The organism is Mesorhizobium sp. HAY1-8B (assembly GCF_056868045.1).
Window position 1 is genome coordinate 6,679,023 of the sequence record NZ_CP200321.1, and the last position, 23,303, is coordinate 6,702,325.

At 63.3% G+C, this 23,303-nt stretch carries 14 protein-coding genes and 1 pseudogene; 11 read left to right on the forward strand and 4 right to left on the reverse strand.

Going from position 1 to position 23,303, the window contains the following annotated elements:
- Positions 1-47: 47 nt before the first annotated feature.
- The 7 genes from AC1VON_RS32140 to AC1VON_RS32170 all read left to right on the forward strand — a co-directional run bounded on the left by AC1VON_RS32140 (position 48) and on the right by AC1VON_RS32170 (position 8,381).
- Positions 48-1,493 (forward strand): homospermidine synthase, encoded by a 1,446-nt coding sequence (locus tag AC1VON_RS32140; RefSeq protein WP_483126075.1) that lies wholly within the window; start codon positions 48-50, stop codon positions 1,491-1,493.
- Positions 1,494-1,674: 181 nt separating this feature from the next.
- Positions 1,675-2,052, forward strand: coding sequence for an outer membrane lipoprotein Omp10 (gene omp10, locus AC1VON_RS32145; protein WP_172348707.1), 378 nt, complete (start codon positions 1,675-1,677; stop codon positions 2,050-2,052).
- Positions 2,053-2,252: 200 nt separating this feature from the next.
- Positions 2,253-4,355: a 5'-nucleotidase C-terminal domain-containing protein gene (locus AC1VON_RS32150; protein WP_483126076.1), complete on the forward strand. Its 2,103-nt coding sequence runs from the start codon at positions 2,253-2,255 to the stop codon at positions 4,353-4,355.
- A 138-nt stretch (positions 4,356-4,493) separates the two neighbouring features.
- Positions 4,494-5,558 (forward strand): ferrochelatase, encoded by a 1,065-nt coding sequence (hemH, locus tag AC1VON_RS32155; protein WP_483126077.1) that lies wholly within the window; start codon positions 4,494-4,496, stop codon positions 5,556-5,558.
- A 54-nt stretch (positions 5,559-5,612) separates the two neighbouring features.
- Positions 5,613-6,824: an NAD(P)/FAD-dependent oxidoreductase gene (locus AC1VON_RS32160; protein ID WP_483126078.1), complete on the forward strand. Its 1,212-nt coding sequence runs from the start codon at positions 5,613-5,615 to the stop codon at positions 6,822-6,824.
- Between the two features lie 121 nt (positions 6,825-6,945).
- On the forward strand, positions 6,946-7,896 hold the full coding sequence (locus AC1VON_RS32165) for an SPFH domain-containing protein (RefSeq protein WP_140771840.1): 951 nt from the start codon (positions 6,946-6,948) through the stop codon (positions 7,894-7,896).
- Positions 7,897-7,916: 20 nt separating this feature from the next.
- On the forward strand, positions 7,917-8,381 hold the full coding sequence (locus AC1VON_RS32170) for an NfeD family protein (protein WP_056577499.1): 465 nt from the start codon (positions 7,917-7,919) through the stop codon (positions 8,379-8,381).
- Between the two features lie 166 nt (positions 8,382-8,547).
- On the opposite strand, the pseudogene AC1VON_RS32175 reads toward AC1VON_RS32170, so the two are convergent.
- Positions 8,548-9,550: pseudogene (locus tag AC1VON_RS32175) on the reverse strand (KpsF/GutQ family sugar-phosphate isomerase).
- 196 nt (positions 9,551-9,746) lie between these two features.
- Between AC1VON_RS32175 and AC1VON_RS32180 the strand changes: the two are divergent.
- A complete protein-coding gene (locus AC1VON_RS32180; protein WP_483126079.1) occupies positions 9,747-11,528 on the forward strand; it encodes an outer membrane beta-barrel protein in 1,782 nt (593 codons plus the stop codon).
- A 166-nt stretch (positions 11,529-11,694) separates the two neighbouring features.
- Here AC1VON_RS32180 and galU read toward each other — a convergent pair whose 3' ends face one another.
- Entirely contained in the window at positions 11,695-12,600 is a 906-nt protein-coding gene (gene galU / locus AC1VON_RS32185) for a UTP--glucose-1-phosphate uridylyltransferase GalU (RefSeq protein WP_172348700.1), read from the reverse strand.
- Between the two features lie 211 nt (positions 12,601-12,811).
- Between galU and AC1VON_RS32190 the strand changes: the two genes are divergently transcribed.
- Positions 12,812-14,035, forward strand: a complete 1,224-nt coding sequence (locus tag AC1VON_RS32190) for a lytic murein transglycosylase (RefSeq protein WP_483126080.1) — start codon at positions 12,812-12,814, stop codon at positions 14,033-14,035.
- A gap of 124 nt (positions 14,036-14,159) precedes the next feature.
- Complete coding sequence (locus tag AC1VON_RS32195) at positions 14,160-15,395, forward strand: SGNH/GDSL hydrolase family protein (protein ID WP_483126081.1); 1,236 nt, start codon at positions 14,160-14,162, stop codon at positions 15,393-15,395.
- 17 nt (positions 15,396-15,412) lie between these two features.
- On the opposite strand, the gene AC1VON_RS32200 is transcribed toward AC1VON_RS32195, so the two are convergent.
- Positions 15,413-16,867 carry a glutamate synthase subunit beta gene (locus tag AC1VON_RS32200; RefSeq protein WP_140771850.1) on the reverse strand — a complete coding sequence of 485 codons (1,455 nt, stop codon included), beginning with the start codon at positions 16,865-16,867 and terminating at the stop codon, positions 15,413-15,415.
- 143 nt (positions 16,868-17,010) lie between these two features.
- A complete protein-coding gene (gene gltB / locus AC1VON_RS32205; RefSeq protein WP_483126082.1) occupies positions 17,011-21,741 on the reverse strand; it encodes a glutamate synthase large subunit in 4,731 nt (1,576 codons plus the stop codon).
- A 492-nt stretch (positions 21,742-22,233) separates the two neighbouring features.
- On the opposite strand from gltB, the gene AC1VON_RS32210 reads away from it, so the two are divergent.
- Complete coding sequence (locus AC1VON_RS32210) at positions 22,234-23,286, forward strand: threonine aldolase family protein (protein WP_483126083.1); 1,053 nt, start codon at positions 22,234-22,236, stop codon at positions 23,284-23,286.
- The last annotated feature ends 17 nt before the right edge of the window (positions 23,287-23,303 follow it).

Genomic DNA, 23,303 nt, shown 5'->3' on the forward strand with positions numbered 1-23,303 from the left:
AGATGTCTGCCCGGCTTTTGCACATGGTTGAAGGAGTGCTCGATAAAATGGCGAATGAAAACTGGCCCGTCTACGGCGAGATCACCGGCCCTGTGGTGATGATCGGCTTCGGCTCGATCGGACGGGGAACGCTGCCTCTCATCGAGCGCCATTTCAAGTTCGACAAGTCGCGCATGACGGTCCTTGATCCGCGCGATACCGACCGCAAGCTGCTCGACGAGCGCGGCATCGCCTTCGTCCAGGAAGCAGTGACCGAGAAGAACTACAAGAAGCTCCTGACGCCGCTGCTGACCAATGGCGGCGGCCAGGGTTTTTGCGTCAATTTGTCGGTCGACACCGGCTCGGTCGACCTGATGCGGCTCTGCCGCAAGCTCGGCGTGCTCTACATCGACACCGTCGTCGAGCCGTGGCTTGGATTCTATTTCGACGCCAAGGCCGACAATGCCAGCCGCACCAACTATGCGCTGCGCGAATCCCTGATCAAGGAAAAGCACGACAAACCGGGCGGCGCTACCGCGGTTTCCACCTGCGGCGCCAATCCCGGCATGGTCTCGTGGTTCGTCAAGCAGGCGCTGGTGAACCTCGCCACCGATCTAGGCCTTGAGTTTTCCGAGCCCGCACAGGAAGACCGCGAGGGCTGGGCGAAGCTGATGAAGAAGGCCGGCGTCAAGGGCATCCATATCGCCGAACGCGACACCCAGCGCGCCAAGAAGCCAAAGCCGATGGATGTGTTCTGGAACACCTGGTCGGTCGAGGGCTTCATCTCCGAAGGCCTGCAGCCGGCCGAACTCGGCTGGGGCACGCATGAGAAATGGATGCCGAAGAACGCCAAGAAGCACAAGCACGGCTCCAAGGCCGCGATCTACCTGGAGCAGCCCGGCGCCAACACGCGCGTGCGCTCCTGGTGCCCGACGCCGGGCCCGCAATACGGCCTCCTGGTGACGCACAACGAGGCGATCTCGATCGCCGATTTCTTCACCGTGCGCTCCAAGAAGGGCAAGGTGCAATACCGGCCGACGTGCCATTACGCCTACCATCCCTGTAACGACGCGATGCTGTCGCTGGACGAGATGTTCGGTGCCGCCGGCAAGCCTCAGCCGGTACACCATGTGCTTGACGAGAACGAGCTGGTCGACGGCGTCGACGAACTCGGCGTCCTGCTCTACGGCCACGACAAGAATGCCTACTGGTTCGGCTCGCACCTCTCGCTCGCCGAAGCGCGCAAGCTGGCGCCCTATCAGAACGCCACTGGCATGCAGGTCACCTCGGCGGTTCTGGCAGGCATGGTCTGGGCCCTGGAAAATCCGGACGCCGGCATTGTCGAGGCGGACGAGATGGACTACCGGCGCTGTCTGGAAGTGCAGTCGCCCTATCTCGGACCGATCGAAGGCCATTACACCGACTGGACGCCGCTCGACAGACGCCCGGGGCTCTTCCCCGAGGACCTCGACCGCAGCGATCCGTGGCAATTCCGCAACATCCTGGTCCGATAGCGTCGCGCACACCCTGCGCCATTGCCTTGCAATCGCCCGGAAATCGGGCGATTGAAGAGATGCGGCCTGGGGCAGCATGCGTCTTGCGGACCCATGCCCGCTCCAGCACTTTGGGCGTTCGCACCATGCCTTCCAAAATCGAATCCGATTTTTGGGCCGGTGCGTTTGGAGAGGATTTCAGATGACTATTGCGCGCAAAATTCTTTCGATGGGCGTGGCGGGTTCCTTTGCCGTGATGCTCGCGGCCTGCACCACAAGCGGTCCCGATGCACCGCCGATGGCAGCCGCGCCGAAAGGCGTCGAGGGCTCGTGGATCGATGCCAAGGGCACCGGCCTGTCGACGCTGACAGGTGGGAAATTCACGACCGTCGCCACCGACACCGGCCAGAAGCTGGCCGATGGCAGCTACACGATGACCGGCGCCACGTCGGTCGAGATCAACGGCACGTCGCTGATCCGTCAGACGCCGGTCAGCTTCAACTGCCTGCTGGTGTCCACCAGCCAGCTGAACTGCACCAGTTCATCCGGCCAGAACTTCGTGCTCACCCGACGCACCTGATCGGCGAACAGGACTCATCGGGGGACGGCGGCCACTGGCCGCCGTTCTTTTTTGCGCCCCCGGTTTTCGCAAGAAAATAGCGACGGCATTTCTGCTTGCGTCAGCCGGAACGCGATGGGAACATGGTCAAAACGCTGGCTGTTATATCCCAGTCAAGCAAGGGCGCTAAACGCCTCTGATCAGCCTACCGGGAGACGAAGATGAAGAAGATTGCCGCCATTCTGGCCCTGTCCGCATCGACGCTCGGCCTTTCGGCCGGCGCATCTTTTGCCGACTACACATTGAACATTCTGCATTTCAATGACTGGCACAGCCGCATCGAAGGCAACAACAAATACGAGTCGACCTGTTCGGCCGACGAGGAGACCAAAGGTGAGTGCATCGGCGGCGCCGGGCGGCTGATCACGGCGATCGCCCAGGAGCGCAAGAAGCTCGAAGGGCAGAACGTGCTGCTGCTCAATGCGGGCGACAGTTTCCAGGGATCGCTGTTCTACACCACCTACAAGGGCGCCGTGGAAGAGGAATTCCTCAATCAGTTGAAACCCGACGCTGTGACGCTCGGCAACCACGAATTCGACGACGGCGAGAGCGCGCTGGTGCCTTACCTGGACAAGGCGAAGTTCCCGATCGTCAGTGCCAATGTCGTGCCCAACGACAAGTCTGGCGCGGCGGGCAAGATCAAGCCGTCGATCGTCGTCGAGGTCGGCGGACAGAAGATCGGCATTGTCGGTGCCGTCACCAACGACACGCCCGAGCTCGCTTCCCCCGGCCCGAACATCGCCATCGCGGACGACGTCAAGTCGATCACGGCGGAAGTCGAGAAGCTGAAGGCGCAAGGCGTCAACAAGATCATCGCGGTGACCCATATCGGCTACAACAGGGAGCGCGATGTCATCGCCAAGATCCCGGGCGTCGACGTGGTTGTCGGCGGCCACAGCCATACACTTTTGTCCAACACCGATCCGAAGGCGCTAGGCCCCTACCCGACGATGGTCGACAACCCGGACGGCTACAAGGTGCCGGTGGTGCAGGCGGCGTCCTATTCGAAATATCTCGGCGAGTTCAAGGTGGTGTTCGACGACAATGGCGTCGTCAAGTCGGCGAGCGGCGACCCTATCTATCTCGACAAGTCGATCACGCCCGATCCCGCCGTGCTCGCCCGCATCAAGGAACTCGGCGCGCCGATCGAGGCCCTGAAGAACAAGGAAGTGGCCGAAACCACCGACGTCATCGACGGCAGCCGCGAGAATTGCCGCGCCAAGGAATGCGAGATGGGCAACCTCGTCTCCGACGCCATACTCGACCGCGTCAAGGGACAGGGCGTCGAGATCGTCATCTCCAATGGCGGCGGCCTGCGCGCTTCGATCGACAAGGGCACCGTCACCATGGGTGAGGTGCTGACCGTGTTGCCGTTCCAGAACACGCTGGCCACCTTCCAGATTTCCGGCAAGGACCTGGTCGCCGGCCTCGAAGGCGGTCTTAGCCAGATCGAGGACGGCGCCGGCCGCTTCCCGCAGGTGGCGGGTCTCAAATATTCCTTCGACAAGTCGGTCGCGCCCAATGCGGGCCGTGTCAAGTCCGTCGAGGTCATGGAGAACGGCGCCTGGGCACCGATCAATCCCGACAAGGACTATCTCGTCGCCACCAACAACTATGTCCGCCAGGGCGGCGACGGCTACAAGGTCTTCGCCGACAAGGCCAAGAACGCCTACGATTACGGCCCCGGCCTCGAACAGGTCGTGGCCGACTACCTCGGTGCCCACCGGCCCTACACGCCCAAGCTCGACGGCCGCATCACCGAGATCGCCGCGACTGTCGCGGCGGCGCCCGCCGCCGAGCCGGCCAAGCCAGCCGAACCCGCAAAGCCGGCGGAGACAGCACCGGCCGAGGCCGCGAAACCGGCAGAACCGGCAAAGCCCGCCGATGCCGCACCCGCGATGCCCGAACTGCCTGCCAACTCGGGCGACATCGCCAACACGCCACCGGCAATCTCGACAGAGGCAGCGCCTCCCCCGCCGGCACCCGCTGCTCCAGCCCCCGCACCAGCCGAACCGGTGAAACCAGCCGAAGCTGCTCCTGCACCCGCGCCGGCTGAACCCGCGAAGCCTGCGGAACCGGCAAAGCCCGCTGAAGTCGCTCCGGCCACGGGCAGCCATGTCATCGTTGCCGGCGACACTTACTGGGATCTGGCAAAGAAAGCCTATGGCGACGCGACCAAGTGGAAACTGATCTATGAGGCCAACAAGGGCCAAAGGCCCCACCAGCTCAAGCTTGGCGCGACGCTGACCATCCCGGCCAAATAACATCGCTTCGCCTCTCCAACGACAAAACCCGCGCGGGAAACCGGGCGGGTTTTGTATTTTCAAGCTAAGGTGCGGCCAGACGCGGCATTGAAAACCGGCACGCCATCGCTAGGTTCGCGCCGTGTCCGGAGAACCCTTATGACGCTTTCCACTCCTGTCGATCCCAAAGCCGCGAAGGCCATCGGCCCATTGCCGGCCGGCCATCCGCCGGTCAAGGCCGGGAAGATTGGCGTCATGCTGGTCAATCTCGGCACGCCTGACGGCACCGATTTCAAGTCGATGTGGCGCTATCTCAGGGAATTCCTGTCCGATCCGCGTGTCATCGAGCTCAACAGGGCGATCTGGTATCCGATCCTCTACGGCTTGGTGCTGACGACGCGACCGAAGAAGTCGGGCGCCAACTACGCCCGGATCTGGAACCAGGAGAAGAACGAGTCGCCGCTGCGCACCTACACCCGCGCGCAGGGCGAAAAGCTGGCCGAAGCGCTGCGCGACCTGCCCAATGTCGTCGTCGACTGGGCGATGCGCTACGGCAATCCTTCGACGGCAAGCGTCGCCGAGAGGCTGGTCGCGCAAGGCTGCGACCGCATTCTCGCGTTCCCGCTCTATCCGCAATATTCGGCGACCACCACCGCGACCGCCAACGACCAGCTGTTTCGCGCCCTGATGAAGATGCGCCGTGCACCAGCCATCCGCAGTGTGCCACCTTACTATGACGAGCCGGTCTACATCGAGGCGCTGGCGCGTTCGATCGAGCAGCATCTGGCGACACTCGATTTCGAGCCGGAGGTGGTCATCACCTCCTATCACGGCATCCCGAAACCCTATTTCGAGAAGGGCGATCCCTACCATTGCCACTGCCAGAAGACGACGCGTCTGTTGCGTGAACGACTGGGTTGGGATGACAAGAAACTGATCATCACCTTCCAGTCGCGTTTCGGCGCGCAGGAATGGCTGCAGCCCTACACCGACAAGACAGTAGAGAAACTCGGCAAGGACGGGGTGAAATCAATCGCCATCGTCAACCCCGGCTTTTCCGTCGACTGCATCGAGACGCTGGACGAGATCGGCCGCGAGGCAGCCGAGACGTTTCATCACGCCGGCGGCAAGAACTTTGCGCACATCCCTTGCCTCAACGACAGCGCCGAGGGCATGGCGGTGATCGAGGCGATGGTGCGGCGCGAATTGTTAGGCTGGATCTGACACCCGGAACAACAGCCACTCCGGAGCGTTGAGCCGCACCTTCCGGAGAATTCGATGCCCCGTAAACTCGACCTCAGAACTGGCCGGACCGTCTGGTCCGCCTACCGGGCGCCAACCGTGCCGACGTCGGCGCTGGCCCGGGACGTCAAGACCGACGTCCTGATCATCGGCATGGGCATCAGCGGCGCCATGATGGCCGAAGCGATGACGGCGGATGGTCACTCCGTGATCTGCATCGACCGGCGTGGGCCGCTCAAGGGTTCGACGCCAGCGACCACAGCACTGGTGCAGTTCGAGATCGACCAGCCGCTTTCGACGCTGTCGAAGATGATCGGCAAGACCTCTGCGCTACAGGCCTGGCGGCGCTCGCGGCTGGCCGTGACCAATCTTGCTGGCCGTATCGCGGAACTTGGCATCACCTGCAGCCCGACGCGCGCCCAGTCACTCTATCTGGCAGGCACGGTGCTGGGTCCTTCGGAACTGCGGGAAGAAGCCGACGCGCGACGGCAAGCGGGTATCAAGGCGACCTATCTCACACCGGCCCCGCTGGCCGAGCGATACGGCATCGATCGCGATGGCGCCATCCTCAGCCATGACAATATCGCGCTCGACCCGCGCAAACTGACCGCTGGGCTGCTGCTCAAGGCCCTGGAACGCAAGGCACACTTCTACGCCCCCGTTGAAGCGACGGCGATCAGGGACAGTGCCGACGAGGTGGTCATCGCCACGAAGGACGGCCCGACCATTACGGCACGGCATGTCGTTCTGGCCACCGGTTACGAATTGGTCGACATCGTGCCGGCAGCGGCGCACCAGGTCATCTCGACATGGGCGATAGCGACACGCCCACAGCCGCGAAAGCTCTGGCCGGGTACCGCGTTCATCTGGGAGGCATCGGACCCTTACCTTTACATGCGCGCGACGGCCGACGGCAGGGTCATCTGCGGCGGTGAGGACGAGGATTTTGTCGACGAGGCAAGACGCGACGCGTTGATCGCCGACAAGAGCGCGCGCATCGCCGAAAAACTGGGCCGGCTGTTTCCCCAACTCGACGTCAGGCCCGAATTCGCCTGGACCGGTTCCTTCGGCACCACGACCACGGGCCTGCCCTATATCGGCGCCATTCCGAGGCATCCCCGCATCCATGCGGTCATGGGTTATGGCGGCAACGGCATCACTTTCTCCCAGATCGCTTCGGAACTTGTTTCGGCTTCGATGAAGGGCCTTGTCGACACGGATGCAGAGCTCTTCGCCTTCAACCCCTGAGTGCATCTACGCAAACAATCCCTCATCACCTGATTGTAACGCTCCTGAAACACACTTAAGTCTTTGGTGAAGTCGGCTTCGCGGGAATGGCTCTCGCGGCCCGCTTCTGAGGGAGAGCCAAATGGATTTCAGTGGTTTCGATATTGCGATCATTGTTCTTGTCGCGCTTGTCGTGCTGGTGCTGTTCAAAGGCATCAAGACAATTCCGCAAGGCTATAACTATACCGTCGAACGCTTTGGTCGTTATACCAAGACACTGAGCCCCGGCCTCAACATCATCACGCCGTTCGTCGACCGCATTGGCGCCAAGATGAACATGATGGAGCAGGTGCTCGACGTTCCGAGCCAGGAGATCATCACCCGCGACAACGCCATCGTCGGTGTCGACGGCATCGCTTTCTACCAGATCCTCAATGCGGCACAGGCCGCCTACCAGGTCGCCGGCCTGCAGAACGCCATCCTCAACCTGACGATGACCAATATCCGTACCGTCATGGGCTCGATGGACCTCGATGAGCTCTTGTCGAATCGCGACGCCATCAACGAGCGCCTGCTGCGTGTTGTCGACGAGGCGGCGCATCCGTGGGGCATCAAGATAACGCGCGTCGAGATCAAGGACATCAATCCGCCGGCAAACCTCATCGAATCGATGGGCCGCCAGATGACCGCCGAGCGTAACAAGCGTGCACAGATCCTCGCCGCCGAAGGCCTCAAGCAGTCGCAGATCCTGGAGGCTGAAGGCCGCAAGGAAGCCGCTTTCCGCGACGCCGAGGCGCGCGAACGTTCCGCCGAGGCCGAAGCCCGCGCCACCCAGGTGGTGTCTGAAGCCATTTCCAAGGGCGACGTGCAGGCGCTGAACTATTTCGTCGCCCAGAAATACACCGAAGCCCTGACCCGGATCGGTTCGGCCACCAACAGCAAGGTGGTGCTGATGCCGCTGGAAGCCTCGTCGCTGATCGGCACGCTTGGCGGCATTGGCGAGATCGCCAAGGAAGTCTTCCGCAGCGAAGGCACGACCGGCGCCCAGCGCCAGGCCGCCCGCCCGCCGGTCGTGCGGCCGAACGAAAACTGAGTCCATAGGAGGTCCCTCTTATGTTCGATCGCGTCATCTCCGAACTCGGACCCTGGACCTGGATGGTTCTGGGCTTCGTCCTGCTGGTCATGGAAATCATCGCGCCGGGCATCTTCATGCTCTGGATCGGCATTGCTGCCCTGATCATCGCCGCAATATCGCTGCTGATCTGGGATGCGGCGATCTGGACCTGGCAGGTTCAGGTCCTCGCCTTCCTGGCGCTGTCGCTGCTCTCGGCCTATGTCGGCAAGCGATGGGTCAGCCGGCGCCACGACCCGACGGACCAGCCGCTGCTCAACCGGCGCGGCGCCCAGCTGGTCGGCAGGATGGCGACGCTTGCCGAACCGATCCGGGACGGCCGTGGCCGCATCAAGCTCGGCGACACGCTATGGCGTGTCTCCGGCCCCGACCTGCCGGCCGGCACGCAGGTGCGTGTCACCGGGGCAGCCGATACCGACCTCGAACTCACGGTGGAGCGGGTCTGAATTTTCAGCCCGGGCGCCGACGCGCAAGATGTGGTGAGATTCAGGTCAGGCCGAGTCGAAAATGGCTGATACCGAGAACCGGAGCGGAGCATACTTTTCGTACTTGAGCATCGGAAGCGCAGGTATCGGCCATTTGCAGGCCGGCCTCACCTGAATATCAGCACACCTAGGCTGCGCCGATGCGCAACAGGTCGTGGAAATGCACCACGCCGAGCGGCATGTTGTTTTTGGTCACCACCAGCGCGCCGATATTGTGCTCGTTGAGCAGCGCGATCGCGGTACCCGCAAGCGTCTGCGGGTCAACCGTCTTGGGCGTGCGGGTCATCACCTCGTCGACGATGACGTCGGCCAGGTTGCGGTGCAGGTTGCGCGCCACGTCGCCGTCGGTGATGATCCCGGCCAATTCGCCATTGGTGTCGACGATCAGGACGCAGCCGACCTTCTTTTGCGACAGCGTCATCACCGCTTCCGGCATCTTGGTGCCGAGCACGGCCAGCGGCATCTGGTCGCCGACCCGCATGATCTCGGAGACCATGGTCAGGTTGGCGCCGAGCTGGCCGCCGGGATGGAAGGTGCGGAAATGGTCCGGCGTGAAGCCGCGCGCCTCGAGCAGCGCGATCGCCAGCGCATCGCCGACGACCAGTTGCAACAGCGTCGACGTCGTCGGCGCCAAGCCGTGCGGGCAGGCTTCCGGGGTGCGCGGCAAAAGCAGCACGACGTCGGCCGCGCGCGCCAGCGCCGATGTTTCTCCGGATGTGACGGCGATGAGGGGGATGGAGAAGCGCCTGGAATAGGCGACGATGCCCATCATCTCCTTGCTCTCGCCCGACCATGAGATGGCGATGATGGCGTCGTCCCTGGCGATCATGCCGAGATCGCCATGGTTGGCCTCGACGGGATGGACGAAGAAGGCCGGTGTGCCGGTCGAGGCCAGCGTGGCCGCGATCTTCGAGCCGATATGGCCGCTTTTGCCAACGCCGGTGACGATCAGCCGGCCTTCGATGTTCGAGATCATGTCGACAGCCTGCGCGAAAGGCGCGGCCAGTCCATTCTTCGAGCGCTTCGGCAAGGGCGGCGATCCCCGCCTGCTCGGTCGCCACCGTTCTCAGGGCCGAATCAATCGACGCTTGCCGGTCTAGGGGCTTCTTATCGAGAGGTCTCGCATGCATGGATGATGCGATTAGCGCTTTGCCGTCTGCCTGTCCAACGGAAATGGCACTGATGCGCCGGGGCGGGGACTTCACGCGCGCCCCGCGATCCCCGCTTTAACCGGCCGAACGGCCACCGCCTCAACCCTCCGTTAACCATCCCGATTTACGGTTCGGTAAGTATGGCGCGCATAGCGCCGCGCAAGCAGTGGTGGCGATGTCCGGGGCCCAGCCAGAAAAATCAAGAGGACGACAGGGCAAGGCGGTATGCGCCTTGTTGCTGGCGACCAGCATCTTTGCGCTGACGCGTCCGGCTCTGCTTCATGCCCAGGAAACGGAGCTGCGCGGCGAGGTTTCGGAATCGGCCATCCTGTCCGACCAGCAACGCAAGGCAAGGCAACTCGCCCTTGCCGCCCAGGGCCAGCAGGCGCCGGCCGGGCAGGACGATGCGCCGCCACGCACCTATTTGCCGGCCAGCGCCGGCGCCGTCCCCGACGACACCGACACGAACGCCGCCACCGGCAGCATTTTCGATCCACCGCAGGCGACCGACGACGCCTCGACCGACACTCCGACGCCAGCCAAGCCTCGGCGTCGTCAGTCGATCGCCGGACAGACTGCAGCGGATCAGGACAAGACCAAGACGGATGCCAGAACGACCGGCAAATCGAAAAAGAAGAAGAACACGACAGCCGCGACCAAGGACACCACCGCCGCCGCGGCTGACGATACCGATAACGCCGCGACCGATCAGGAAGCGGCCAACCGCCGGGCCCTGACCGTCGACAGCGCCGACAGGCAGAAACTCGACCCTGGCGCCGAACGCACCGCCGCCATCGAAGGCCAGAACAAGAAAGCCGAGGACGATCCTTTCGCCGCCACCGGCGTCAAATGGGGATCCTTCGTCATCCGGCCGTCGATCGAACAGGGTCTGACCGCCACCACGAACGGCGATTCGAGCAGTGCCGGCACATCGGCACTGCTGTCGGAGACGGCGTTGCGCTTTTCCGCTATTTCCGACTGGCGCGAGAACTCCGCCACCATCGACGGCTATGGTCTGTTCCGCGAGACCGTGTCGGGCTATCCGGTCCACGACGCGCAGGGCCGCATTGAAGGCCAGTTCAATGTCGATCTCGACAACGAACTGCGCGCCATCGCCAAGCTCGGCTATGAAGCCGTGCCGGAAACCGCGTCATCGCCCAACGCCATTGCCGGCGTCAGCACCCAGCCGCTGCGGCAGACGATCGACGGCAGCCTCGGCATCGAAAAGGCCGCCGGCAAGATGCAGTACACTTTGACCGGCGCGGTCTCGCACGACTTCTATGGCGACGCCGAGCTTTCGGACGGAACCTCGCTGTCACAGAAGGATCAGGACAATACGCTCTATACGGCGACCTTGCGAACCGGTTACGAAATCTCTCCGGCCCTCACCCCGTTCACCGAAATCGAGTTCGGCCGCCGGGTCTACGATCAGCGCATCGACAATGAAGGCTTCGAGCGCTCCTCGACGAGGCTCGGCGCGCGCGCCGGCCTGCAACTCGACATGGGTGAGAAGCTGTCGGGTGAATTCTCGGCCGGCTGGCTGAGGGAAGCGATCGATGACAAGAGCCTGGAAGCGATTTCGGGCGCCACCGTCAATGCCGACCTCAAATGGTCGCCGCAGCGCGGAACCACGATCGGCCTGACCGGCAAGACCACCGTCGAAACCACGACCACTGCGGGCGAAAGCGGCGATATCCTTTATTCCGGCCGCCTGACGGGGGAACGGCTGATCCGTGCCAACCTCACCGCGAATGCGGCTCTGGGCCTCGACTGGCGAGACTATATCGGCATCGACGGCCATGACAGGATCTTGAGCGCCGAGGCCGGACTGACCTGGTGGCTGAACCGCTATGCCGGTCTCACCAGCCGGGTGAGAACCGAGAAGCTGACCAGCAACCTGCCCGGCCGCGACTACACCGCCAACAGCATCTACCTCGGCTTGAAAGTGCAGCGCTAAAGGTAGGTCGAGATTCGGGTCAGGCCGAGTCGAGAATGGCTGATACCGAGAACCGGAGCGGAGCGTACTTAAGGTATATGAGTACAGTTCTACTGCGACGCAGTAGAACGGGGAAGCGCAGGTACCGGCCATTCGCAGGCCGGCATCACCTGAATATCGGCATATCCTAGAAAGCGGCCCCGCGGCGCTCCGATGGCTTCATCTCGTCGAGCAGCGTGCGGATGACTCCGGCAATGTTCTCGTTCATGTCGCTGCGCCACAGGGCGAAGGCGACATTGGCCTCGACAAAACCTTCCGGCGAACCGCAGTCGAAGGTGCGGCCCTGATAGTGGTAGCCGTAGAAGGCCTGCTGCTTCTCCAGCTTCAGCATCGCGTCGGTGAGCTGGATCTCGTTGCCGGCGCCCTTTTCCTGGCCCTCGAGGATCTTGAAGATCTCGGGCTGCAGGATGTAACGGCCGTTGATGTAGAGGTTGGAAGGCGCTGTGCCAGTCTTCGGCTTCTCCACCATCTCGGTGATGCGGAAGCCGTGATGCGTATCCTCGCCACGGCCGACGATGCCGTATTTGTGGGCCTCCGCCGGGTCGCATTCCTGCACGGCGATGATGTTGTTGCCGGTTTCCTCGTAGAGCTCGACCATCGACTTCATGCAGCTCTTTTCCGACTGCATGATCATGTCGGGCAACAAAAGCGCGAACGGCTCGTCGCCGACCAGTTCGCGCGCGCACCAGACGGCATGGCCAAGCCCCATCGGCACCTGCTGGCGGGTGAAGCTGGTCTGCCCCGGCGCAGGTTGCAGCCGCTGCAGGCGGGCCAGCTGCTCGTCCTTGCCGCGCTGGGCCAGCGTGTCATAGAGCTCGAACTGGATATCGAAATGATCCTCGATGACCGCCTTGTTGCGGCCGGTCACGAAAATGAAATGCTCGATGCCCGCTTCCCGCGCCTCATCCACCACATACTGGATGACCGGCCTGTCGACGACGGTCAGCATCTCCTTGGGAACGGCCTTGGTGGCCGGGAGGAACCGCGTGCCGAGACCGGCGACCGGGAAAACTGCCTTGCGAACTCTCTTCATGCTTTCAATTATCCGTTTGCAGGCCGGCTCCGCAATCCCTGTCTGGCGACATTTTCACGCCGGAATTGAAGATTACTGGAGCGGACAAGGGAAACTTCCACCGGTTAAAGCATCGAGGTGTCTTTTCGTTCCAGGCGACGCCTATGGTAAACTAATTCCTAACCCGGTTCGGCGATGAATGGTCTTTCCTGAGACAGAGAAGGAGGAAAACATGTCCGTTCGCAATGCCGCAAAACGTTTGACCAGCGTCATGACGGCAGCCAGCCTCTCGCTCGCCCTGCTGATGCCCACCGGTCCGGCTTTCGCTGACGCCGGTTTCCGGCAATGGGTCGCCGGCTTCCGCGCCACCGCTGTCGCAGGCGGCGTTTCCGGCGCAGTCTACGACCAGGCTTTCCGGGACATCAAGGAGCCTGATCCGGTGGTGCTGGAAAAGGCGCGCACCCAGCCCGAATTCACCGCGCCCGCCTGGGATTATTTCGACAACCGCGTCCACGACCAGTCCGTCGCCGTCGGACAGCAGATGGCGAAAAAGTGGAAGCCTTGGCTGGACAGGATCGAGGCGAGGTTCGGCGTCGACCGCTACATTCTGCTCGCCATCTGGTCAATGGAATCGAACTATGGCGAGATCCTCAAACGCGACGACATCATGCGCAACGTCATTCGTTCGCTGGCGACTTTGGGATATGGCGACCCGAAGCGGTCCAAATATGCCCGCACCCAGTTGGTCGCGGCCCTGAAGATCCTGCAGACCGGCGACATCGACGAAAGCCACCTGATGGGCTCCTGGGCCGGCGCCATGGGCCAGACCCAGTTCATCCCCACCAGCTACCAGCATTATGCCGTCGACATGGACGGCAATGGCAAGCGCGACATCTGGAATTCCATCCCCGATGCGCTCGCGACGTCAGCCAATCTGTTGAAGAAGAATGGCTGGCAGGCCGGCAAGACCTGGGGCTACGAAGTCGCGATACCGGCCGGCAAACTGCCGGGCGGCTCGAAGACGCTGGCGCAGTGGCAGGCGCTCGGCGTCGTCAGAGCCAGCGGCAAGCCGTTCAAGAACCTCACCGACAAGGCGACGCTGAAGGTGCCGGACGGCCGCGGCGGCCCGGCTTTCCTGATGATCAGGAATTTCTCGGTCATCAAGGCCTACAACAACGCCGACAAATATGCCCTTGCCGTTGGCCTTCTCGCCGACGAGATTGCCGGTGGCAACGGCCTTGTCCAGGACTGGAAGCGGCCCTTCACCAAGCTCAGCTTCAAGGAAAGGCAGGAGTTGCAGAAGCGGCTTTCGCAGCACGGGCTTTACGACGGCAAGTTCGACGGCAAGATCGGTGACGGCTCGAAAACAGCCATCATGGCCTATCAGGCAAAGGTCGGCTTGACCCAGGACGGCTATCCGAGCATGGAAGTGCTCAAATGGCTCAGGCAAAAATAGAGCCAGCTACGGCGCCGTGCCGCATTTTTGGCGCACGCATCCGGCGCCATGGCACTTTGAACTTGCGCCCGGCCGCAAAACCGGCTCCGGTTTGCGGGACCAGGCGCAAGGGGATGGAGGAGTGATGGTTTCGGCCGCGCGTATCGCGATCCTTGTTCGTCGCACGCCGATCCTTTTTCTGGCGATCGTCCTGCTGGCGGTCGGCGCCGCCGCTGCCTTCCATGCCCCGGCCATGGCACAGGAACAGCCGCAGCAGAACCGTGGCTGGTCGTTGCGCGATCTGCTTTTCCCGCGCCGCAGCGAGCGCGTCGAGCCACCGCTCGATATCGAAAAGGCAAAACCAAAACCCAAGCCCAAGAAACCGCGGGCCCCGCGCCCTCCGGCCCAACCTGAAACTCCCGTGGTCGAAAAGACGCCGGACGCCCGAACCGTGCTGGTGGTCGGCGATTTCATGGCGACTGGCCTTGCCGAAGGCCTGGACACCGCCTTCGCCGACAATCCCGGCGTCAGGATCGTCGTGCGCAGCAATGGCTCGTCGGGCTTCGTGCGCGATGACTTCTACAACTGGCCCGAACAGATCAAATCGCTGATAGAGACCGAGAAGCCGGCCGCGGTGGTCGTCATGCTGGGCTCCAACGATCGCCAGCAGATGAAGGTGGGGGACGTGCGCGAACAACCCCGGTCCGAGAACTGGACCAAGGAATATGAGCGCCGGACCGACGCACTTGGCAAGGCTATCGCCACCGCCAAGGTGCCCTTCCTGTGGGTCGGCATGCCAGCCTTCCGGGTGCCGAAGATGACATCCGACATGCTGGCCTTCAACGACATCTATCACCAGGCCGCTGAAAGCCATGGCGGCGAATTCGTCGATGTCTGGGATGGGTTCGTCGATGAGAACGGCGCCTTCGTCACCACCGGCCCCGACATGAACGGCCAGCCTGTGCGGCTGCGCGCCGATGACGGCATCAACGTTTCCAAGGCCGGCAAGCGCAAGCTCGCCTTCTATACCGAAAAGCCGCTGATGAAGATCCTCGGCCTGGCCGCGCCCGGCAGCATAGCCCCGGCGACGGCACCGGCGGGTGCGCCCGTCGAGGCACCGGCGCCAGCCGCGGCACCCATCGTGATCGACCGAACCGCACCCATGCTGCTCAGCGACCCCGCACTCGACGGCGGCACCGAATTGCTCGGCGCCGCGCCGCCGGCAAAAGCCAATCCGGCTCTTCCCGGGGAACGATTGGTGATCGAGGGCAAGGCTCCAGAGGCGTCGCCTGGACGCGCCGACGATTTTTCCTGGCCGCCCAAGGCCGAGCCGCCGGCGACGGCCGCCGCGGCCGACACGACGACGGCGATTACCCCTTAGTAGCGGAGCCTCCGGTCTCAGCGCGGCAATACGGTCGACCCCATCAGCGCCTCGTCGATCGAGCGCGCCGCCTGCCGGCCCTCGCGGATCGCCCAGACGACCAGGGACTGGCCACGGCGGACATCGCCCGCCGCATAAAGCCGGTCGACGCTGGTCCGGTAATCGCGGTCATTGGCCTCGACATTCCGGGAGCGCCGGCTGTCGGTGGTGATTTTCATCTCGCCTTCCAGTTCCTTCGCCACGCCGGCCGTCGCCGGCCCGGCAAAACCGATGGCGATGAAGGCGAGATCGGCGCGGATGACGAATTCGGTGCCGGCGATCGGCTTGCGCTTCTCGTCGACCTCGCAGCATTTGACGCCGGTCAACTGGCCGTCTTCGCCGATGAATTCGAGTGTCGCCACCTGGAACTCGCGCTCCGCACCCTCGGCCTGGGAGGACGAGGTGCGCATCTTGGTCGCCCAGTAGGGCCAGACCGCGAGCTTGTCTTCCTTCTCCGGCGGCTGCGGGCGGATATCGAGCTGGGTGACCCGCACCGCGCCCTGGCGGAAGGCGGTGCCGACGCAGTCGGACGCGGTATCGCCGCCACCGACGACGACGACATGCTGTCCGCCGGCGATGATCGGATGCGAAGGCCACGCCACCGACTGGATCGGCTCGCCGCCGACGCGGCGGTTCTGCTGCACCAGATAAGGCATGGCATCATGCACGCCGCCAAGATCGTCTCCCGGAATATTGGCCGCGCGCGGCGTTTCCGAGCCGCCGCAATAGAGCACGGCATCATGTTCGGCGAGCAGTTCGGCGACGGGCTTGTCGACGCCGACATTGACGCCGCAATGGAAGGTCACGCCCTCGCCCTGCATCTGCTCGATGCGCCGGTCGATATAATGCTTCTCGATCTTGAAGTCGGGAATGCCGTAGCGCATCAGCCCGCCCGGGCGGCTCTCGCGCTCATAGACATGGACGTCGTGCCCGGCGCGGCCGAGCTGCTGGGCAGCCGCCATCCCGGCCGGGCCGGAGCCGATGATGGCGACCCGCTTGCCGGTCTTCTTCTCCGGCGGATAGGGCCTGATATGGCCGGTCTCATAGGCCTTGTCGGCGATCGCCTGCTCCACCGTCTTGATGGCGACGGGGATGTCCTCGAGGTTCAGCGTGCAGGCTTCCTCGCAGGGCGCGGGACAGATGCGACCGGTGAACTCCGGGAAATTGTTGGTCGAATGCAGGTTGCGGATCGCGTTGTCCCAGTCCCTGTTGTAGACGAGGTCGTTCCAGTCCGGGATCTGGTTATGGATAGGGCAGCCTGTCGGCCCGTGGCAGAACGGAATGCCGCAATCCATGCAGCGCGCGGCCTGTTTCTCGACCTCCTTGTCCGACATCGGCAGCGTGAATTCGCGGAAATGCCGGATACGGTCGGAGGCCGGCTGGTACTTGTGCACCTGCCGGTCGATTTCGAGAAAGCCTGTTACCTTGCCCATGGTCCAGTTCCTGCTGTCCAGATGGTGCGGTTTTCGCCGCACCCGTTAACCTCCTGCGGCAGCCATGGCAAGCTTGCGCCCGAGGTCAAACTGTCGATGAAGGGGGCCGGGAAGCCTTGGGCTCCCCGGCGATTCTCATAAGCCTATTCGGCAGCGACGCCCATGCGCATGCGTTCCATCTCGATCAGCGCGCGGCGGTATTCGACCGGCATGATCTTGCGGAATTTCGGCCGGAACGTCGTCCAGTCGTCGAGGATCTCACGACCGCGCACCGAACCCGTGTAGTGCACGTGGTTCGAGATCAACTGGTAGAGCCGCTCCTCGTCATGGCTGGTCATGTCGCCAGAGACGTCGACACGGCCCTTGTGGTCGAGGTCGCCGCCATGGTGCAGCAGCTTTTCCATCAAATCGTCTTCTTCCGGAACCGGCTCCAGCTCGACCATCGCCATGTTGCATCGCTCGGCGAAATCACCCGCCTCGTCCAGCACATAGGCGACACCGCCCGACATGCCGGCGGCGAAGTTGCGGCCGGTCTTGCCGATGACGACGACGACACCGCCGGTCATGTATTCGCAGCCATGGTCGCCGACGCCTTCGACGACGGCAGCGACGCCCGAATTGCGCACCGCGAAACGCTCGCCGGCGACACCGGCGAAATAGGCCTCGCCCTCGGTTGCGCCATAGAGCACCGTATTGCCGACGATGATGGAGTCGGCCGCAACGATCCTGGCCTCTTCCGGCGGCCGGATGACGATGCGTCCGCCCGAAAGGCCCTTGCCGACATAGTCGTTGCCGGCGCCGACGAGTTCAAACGAGACGCCACGCGCCAGGAAGGCGCCGAAGGACTGGCCGGCGGTGCCAGTCAGCTTGACCTGGATCGTGTCCTCACGCAGCCCCTTGTGCTTGAAGCGCTTGGCCACTTCGCCCGACAGCATGGCGCCCGTCGAACGGTCGACATTGCGGATGTCTACCTCGATCTTCACCGGCTGCTTGGCCTCCAGCGCCGGCCTGGCCAGTTCGATCAGCTTGCGGTCGAGCACGTCGTCGATCGGATGCTTCTGGCGTTCGGTCCAGTGCGCCGCTTCATGCGGCACATCGGGCTTGTAGAACATCTTGGAGAAGTCGAGGCCCTGCGCCTTCCAGTGCTGGACCACGTCGCGCTTCTCCAGAAGGTCGGCGTCGCCGATGATCTGGTCGATATGGGTGAAGCCCATTTCGGCCAGCAGCGCCCTCACTTCTTCCGCCACGTAGAAGAAGAAGTTGATGACATGCTCGGGCGTGCCCTTGAAGCGCTTGCGCAGCACCGGGTCCTGGGTGGCGACGCCAACCGGGCAGGTGTTGAGGTGGCACTTGCGCATCATGATGCAGCCGGCCGCGATCAGCGGTGCGGTCGAGAAGCCGAACTCGTCGGCGCCGAGCAGCGCGCCGATGATGACGTCGCGCCCGGTGCGCAAGCCGCCATCGACCTGCAGCGCGACTCTGCTGCGCAGACCGTTGAGCACCAGCGTCTGGTGCGTTTCGGCCAGGCCCATTTCCCACGGGGAGCCGGCATGCTTGAGCGAGGTCAGCGGCGAGGCACCCGTGCCGCCATCGTAGCCCGAGATGGTGATGTGGTCGGCGCGCGCCTTGGCCACACCCGCCGCGACCGTGCCGACACCGACTTCCGAGACCAGCTTGACCGATACATCGGCCGCCGGATTGACGTTCTTCAGATCGTAGATCAGCTGCGCCAGATCCTCGATCGAATAGATGTCGTGATGCGGCGGCGGCGAGATCAGGCCGACGCCAGGCGTCGAGTGCCGGACCTTGGCGATGGTCGCGTCGACCTTGTGGCCGGGCAACTGACCGCCCTCGCCAGGCTTGGCGCCCTGTGCGACCTTGATTTGCATGACATCGGAATTGACGAGGTATTCGGCCGTCACGCCGAAGCGGCCCGAGGCGACCTGCTTGATCGCCGAGCGTTCCGGGTTCTTGCCGCCGCCAGGCAGCGGCAGATAGCGGTCGGCCTCTTCGCCGCCCTCGCCGGTGTTCGACTTGCCGCCGATCTGGTTCATGGCGCGCGCCAGCGTGGTGTGCGCCTCGCGCGAGATCGAACCGAACGACATCGCCCCGGTCGAGAAGCGCTTGACGATGTCGGCCGCCGGCATGACGTCGTCGAGCGCGACCTTCTTGCGCCCGGTCTCGTCCGCCAGCCTGATCTTGAACAGGCCACGGATGGTCTGCGCGCGGGCCGTCTCGCTGTCGATTTGCGCGGAATAGTCCTTGAACGTTTCCCACGAGCCCTGGCGCACGGCGTGCTGCAAGGTGGCGACCGCGTCGGGCGACCACATATGCGCCTCGCCGCGCATGCGGAACAGGTATTCGCCACCGACATCCAGGCTGTTGCGCAACACCGGATCGCTGCCGAAACCATCCGTATGGCGGCTGACCGTCTCGCCCGCGACCTCATCCAGCCCGACGCCTTCGATCAGCGTCGCGGTGCCGGTGAAATACTGCTGCACGAAATCGGTCTTCAGCCCGATGGCGTCGAAGATCTGCGCGCCGCAGTAGGACTGATAGGTCGAGATGCCCATCTTGGACATCACCTTGAGGATGCCCTTGCCGATCGACTTGATGTAGCGCGATACGACCTCGTAGGCGTCGACCTCTTCCGGCAACTCGCCACGCTTGTGCATGTCGAGCAGCGTGTCGAAGGCAAGGTAAGGGTTGATCGCTTCGGCGCCGTAGCCGGCGAGACAGCAGAAATGATGCACTTCGCGCGGCTCGCCGGATTCCACGACCAGGCCGACGGAGGTGCGCAGCCCCTTGCGGATCAGGTGATGATGCACAGCGGCCGTCGCCAGCAGGGCGGGAATCGCGATCCGGTCCGGCCCGAGCTGGCGGTCGGACAGGATGATGATGTTGTAGCCGCCGGCAACCGCCGCCTCCGCGCGTTCGCAGAGCCGGTCGATGGCCCCCTGCATGCCGGCGGCGCCCTCGTTCGAGCCATAGGTGATGTCGATCGTCTTGGTGTCGAAACGGTCCTCGGTGTGGCCGATGGAGCGGATCTTTTCGAGATCGCCATTGGTCAGGATCGGCTGGCGCACTTCGAGCCGCTTGCGGCGCGAACTACCCACAAGATCGAAAATGTTCGGCCGCGGCCCGATGAAGGACACCAGGCTCATCACCAGCTCCTCGCGGATCGGATCGATGGGCGGATTGGTGACCTGGGCGAAGTTCTGCTTGAAATAGGTGTAGAGCAGCTTCGACTTGTCCGACATCGCCGAGATCGGCGTGTCGGTGCCCATCGAGCCGACGGCTTCCTGGCCGGTGGTCGCCATCGGCGACATCAACAGCTTGGTGTCTTCCTGGGTGTAGCCGAATGCCTGCTGGCGATCGAGCAGGCTGACATCCTTGCGCAGCGCGCGCGGTTCGACCGGCTTCAGATCTTCCAGGATGAGCTGCGTGTTGGCGAGCCAGGTCTTGTAGGGATGCTTGGTGGCGATCTCCGACTTGATCTCCTCGTCAGGCACGATGCGGCCCTTGGCAAGGTCGATCAAGAGCATGCGGCCGGGCTGCAGCCGCCACTTCTGGACGATCTTCTCCTCCGGCACCGGCAGCACGCCGGCCTCCGAAGCCATGATGACGCGGTCGTCGTCGGTGACGATGTAGCGTGCCGGGCGCAGGCCGTTGCGGTCAAGCGTGGCGCCGATCTGGCGGCCATCGGTGAAGGCGACCGCGGCCGGTCCGTCCCACGGCTCCATCAACGCGGCATGGTATTCGTAGAAAGCCTTGCGGTCGGCATCCATGAGCTTGTTGCCGGCCCAGGCTTCCGGGATCAGCATCATCATAGCGTGGCTGAGGCTGTAGCCGCCTTGGAACAGGAACTCGAGCGCATTGTCGAAGCACGCCGTGTCGGACTGGCCGTCATAGGAGATTGGCCAGAGCTTCGAGATGTTGTTGCCGAACAGCTCGGAATCGACGGACGCCTGGCGCGCGGCCATCCAGTTGTTGTTGCCGCGCACCGTGTTGATCTCGCCATTATGCGCGACCATGCGGTAGGGATGCGCCAGCTTCCACGACGGGAAGGTGTTGGTAGAGAAACGCTGATGCACCAGGATCAGCGCCGTCTCGAAGCGCGGGTCCTTGAGATCCTTGTAATAGGCGCCGACCTGATAGGCCAGGAACATGCCCTTGTAGACGATTGTGCGCGCCGACAGCGACACGCAATAGGCGCCGATATCCTTGTTGTCGTTCTCGGCATAGATGCGGCCCGAAATGACCTTGCGCAGCAGATAGAGCCGGGCCTCGTATTCTTCATCATCGGGAATGTCCGCCGTGCGGCCGATGAACACCTGGCGGTGGAACGGCTCGGACGCCACGATGTCAGGCGCCTTCGACAGCGACGAATTATCGACGGGCACGTCGCGGAATCCGAGCAGCGGCAGCCCCTCGGACTGCGCCGATTCGGCGATGATATCCTCGATATGGGCGCGCAGCGCCGCGTCCTGCGGCATGAACCAGTGCCCGACGCCATACTGGCCAGCCGGCGGCAGTTCGATGCCGTTGGCCGCCATTTCCTCGCGGAAGAACTGGTCGGGAAGCTGCACCAGCACACCGGCGCCATCGCCGACCAGCGGGTCGGCGCCGACGGCGCCGCGATGCGTCAGGTTTTCGAGCACGGCAAGGCCGTCCTCGACGATCTGATGCGACTTCACGCCCTTCATGTTGACGATGAAACCGACGCCGCAGGCGTCATGCTCGTTGCGCGGATCGTAGAGGCCCTGAGAGGCAAAACCGGTTCGGCCAATGTCGGTTCGAGGCGTATTTTTGACGGCAGCCGCTTCCGTCTGCGCGGCCTGGCCGTTCGTCGCAGAGAGCGTCATGTCCGTCATTGTCCTGTCCTCCATCCCAGCCCTTCAGGCGCTGGCCATTCTTCGGTCGCTGATTTGCCTCGGCAAGCGCTTGGCTCACCCTGGTCCTTGCGGCACGTCTTGCGAAATCCCTGGCGAACCAGGCGGCTTTCCGCATGGTTCGCATCTGGTATCGTACAGGCCAGCGTCTGGCCGTCCACCTGTCGCTCGCGGCAACAGCCGGAGAGGCCAACATGTTACGCCAATCCAGCCTGTTTTGTGCGACAAAATAAGACAGCACTACTGTCCTAAATTTTTATGGCAGAATTCCCTGGCGCACACAAGACCGATTCACAAAAAACTTGAGGCTTCCACGACATAAAATTACGTGAAGTTGAGAGAAAACGTAAGCTTCAGTCGCCGTTTCCCGCCTGCCACCACGGCTGGCTTTAACGGTTTTCCAGCATCTGGCTCTTGCGGTTGACGCGTGAAACCGGTCAACTCCGCGCCGATTTCCCCAACACAGGCAGATGCATGTTCTTCGCTTCCGACAATTGGGCAGGCGCCCATCCCAATATCGTTGCCGGCCTGTCGGCCGCCTCCGCCGGCTTCGCCGCCGCCTATGGCGACAGCGCGCTCGACCAGGCAGTCTACCAGCGCTTCAGCGAGATTTTCGAACGCGAGGTCGCGGTGTTCTTCGTGGCAACCGGCACCGCCGCCAATTCGCTGTCGCTGACCACCTTCAACAAGCCCGGCGGCATTTCCTTCGCCCACCGCGAATCGCATGTCATCGAAGACGAATGCGGTGCGCCGGAATATTTTTCCGGCGGCGCGCGGCTGCATGCCGTCGACGGCGCCCTGGGCAAGATCGACCCGCACAATCTGGAGCGAACCATTGGCCGCTTCGCGCCCGAAATCGTCCATTGGGGACGGCCAATGGCGGTTTCGATCACCCAGTCGACCGAGGTTGGCACCATCTATGGCCTGAACGAGATCGAGACGATTTCGGCCATCGCCAAACAGCATTCGGTGCCCTTGCACATGGATGGCGCCCGCTTTGCCAATGCGCTGGTCGCGCTCGACACGACGCCGGCCGAGATGACCTGGAAACGCGGTGTCGACATACTGTCCTTCGGCGGCACCAAGAATGGCTGCTGGTGCGCCGAGGCGATCGTGCTGTTCGACCTCGACCGCGCCAGGGAGTTGGCCTTCCTGCGCAAGCGCGCCGCCCAGCTGTTTTCCAAGTCGCGCTTCGTCGCGGCGCAGTTCGAAGCCTATTTCAAGGACGGCCAGTGGCTCGATACCGCGCGCCACGCAAACGCCATGGCCGCACGCCTCGCGGCGGCAATCGAGGATTCGGCCCATGCGAAGCTGGCCTGGCTGCCGCAGGCCAACGAGGTGTTCGCGGTGATCAAGAAAGCCGAAGCCGACAGGTTGCAGGCCGCGGGTGCCGCCTTCTACGACTGGCACAAGCCGCATGGATTTGACGGCCATATCGGCGAGGACGAGCTGCTCTATCGCTTCGTTACCAGCTTTGCGACGTCACCCGAGGAAGTCGACCGCTTTGGCCAGTTGATCGCCGGATAGGCGACCTTGCGGATAAC